Genomic DNA, 1,867 nt, shown 5'->3' on the forward strand with positions numbered 1-1,867 from the left:
CCTGAATTTCCCACTTTAATGTATTAAAAAATCGTTTAAGCCTTAAACATAGGCAAAAACGAATTTTTTTAATAATTTTTTCTTACTGTTTCACAGTAATCATTAAAAAGTGTTCAACCTTCTTCGAAATTAAATCCTGTAATTTCGTTTCTTATACTTTCTATAACTTCATTTGTGTATATATCAACTTTGTTTGAAATCGAAACATTAGAAATAAGATTTATTAATTTTTCTTCTGTTATTTCATATGAAATACCTGTTTTCATATGAAATTCTTTGAAAAGATAAACAAGAAATTTCAATATTACTAATGATGCAAAACATATTAACATATGTCCGATGATATGTTCTTCAACTCAAACATAAACAGGTCTTATTTCTAAATAAGTCTTTAAACTTCTAAAATTTTCTTCAATTTTTCATTGATTTTTATAAATATTCATTATTTTATCTACTTTTTCATCCATTAAGTTAGTTTCATAAACATAAATTCCATCAAATTCTTTATGTCTGTTTACTTTATCTACATCAAGTTCAAACTTTAGATTTGATACTTGTCTGAAAAACTGACATTTATAACTTGAAATCATTTTACTTGGGTCTATATACCCATTTTTATCAAGTTTCTTTTGAAAATCTTCTATCATCTTGTCTCGGTCAGCTTTATCTTTTTTAGCTCTTTTTATACTATATGTAATGATTTTTCGACGAAGATGTCCATTAGGTCGTTTTTTATGAAAAGTTGAAATTGCTATTTCTTCTTTATAAACAACATCATTATTTAGTTGTATATATCCACTTTTTTCTAATAATAATTCTTTGAATTTTTTACCCCCTTTTCTTGCTCGATACGAGATAACAAACTTAAATCCTTTTTGTTCCAAAAATCTAATGTTAGAATTAGTACTCATTCCGCGATCGGCTACAACAGTTAAATCATTAACATTATAAGTTTTTTGAACTTCTAAAATAAAAGGGATAAATGTTCTAGGATCAGCTGTATTTCCACGATATATTTTGATGTGATATGGTATTCCATTTCGGTCACAAGCCAAACCTATAACTATTTGATCTTCTTTAAATTTACCATCCTTAGAATAACCATTTTTCTTGTAACCTTTTCTTTTAAAGGTTTCAAAATAAACAGTTGTTGAATCAAAATAAATTTCACTCTCGCTTCTATTTGTTTTCTTTAAAACCATTTCATTTAATTTTTGTAAGAGTGTATTTTGGTTTTCTGCAACAAAATCTAAGGTTCTATAGAATGTATTTTTTGAAACTTCCTGACTTTCTATATATTCTTTTTGAGAAATAAAACTTCGTAAAATACTTGATGGTTCGGTAATTCTACGAGAAATCAAATAATAGAAAACATATTTAAGTTTTTTATGCTTTTCTTGCTGTGACATGCAGTTAAATATATTGTATTCATCTATCAATTCGTATATTAATTTATTTCCCATTTTGATATGTACACCTTTAATTTGGTTTTCTCTAAGCGAACTTAGCAATGCAGCCTTTACAAGATCTGGATTATCATTTTTTGAAAATTTCTTTACTCTTCTTTTTAGTATATTCATTGCATCCTTGTTAATTTTTTCAAGTTCGCTTATCAGTCCTAGACTAAATCATCGCACATAATTTCTATCACCTTCCCCTTTGTATCAACCTACATACTTATAGGTGATACCTTTTTTATTTCCTGATACATTAAAAACTTTTAATTCATTTTTCATAATAAAATTATAACATAACAGTAAGAAAACGTAAGAAAAAAATAAAATAATTTTCAAGTTTCTCTTATATATTTATATATAAGAGAGTTAAATAATCAAATAAAAAATCCCACTTAAGTGGGAAATGCAGG

At 25.8% G+C, this 1,867-nt stretch carries 1 protein-coding gene; it reads right to left on the reverse strand.

Annotated features, from left to right (window positions below; genetic code table 4):
* Window positions 1-68 precede the first annotated feature (68 nt).
* Window positions 69-1,736: an IS1634 family transposase gene (locus ACXYRN_RS04285; protein WP_458607785.1), complete on the reverse strand. Its 1,668-nt coding sequence runs from the start codon at window positions 1,734-1,736 to the stop codon at window positions 69-71.
* Between the last annotated feature and the right edge of the window lie 131 nt (window positions 1,737-1,867).

The organism is Mycoplasma sp. 4423, assembly GCF_054353855.1.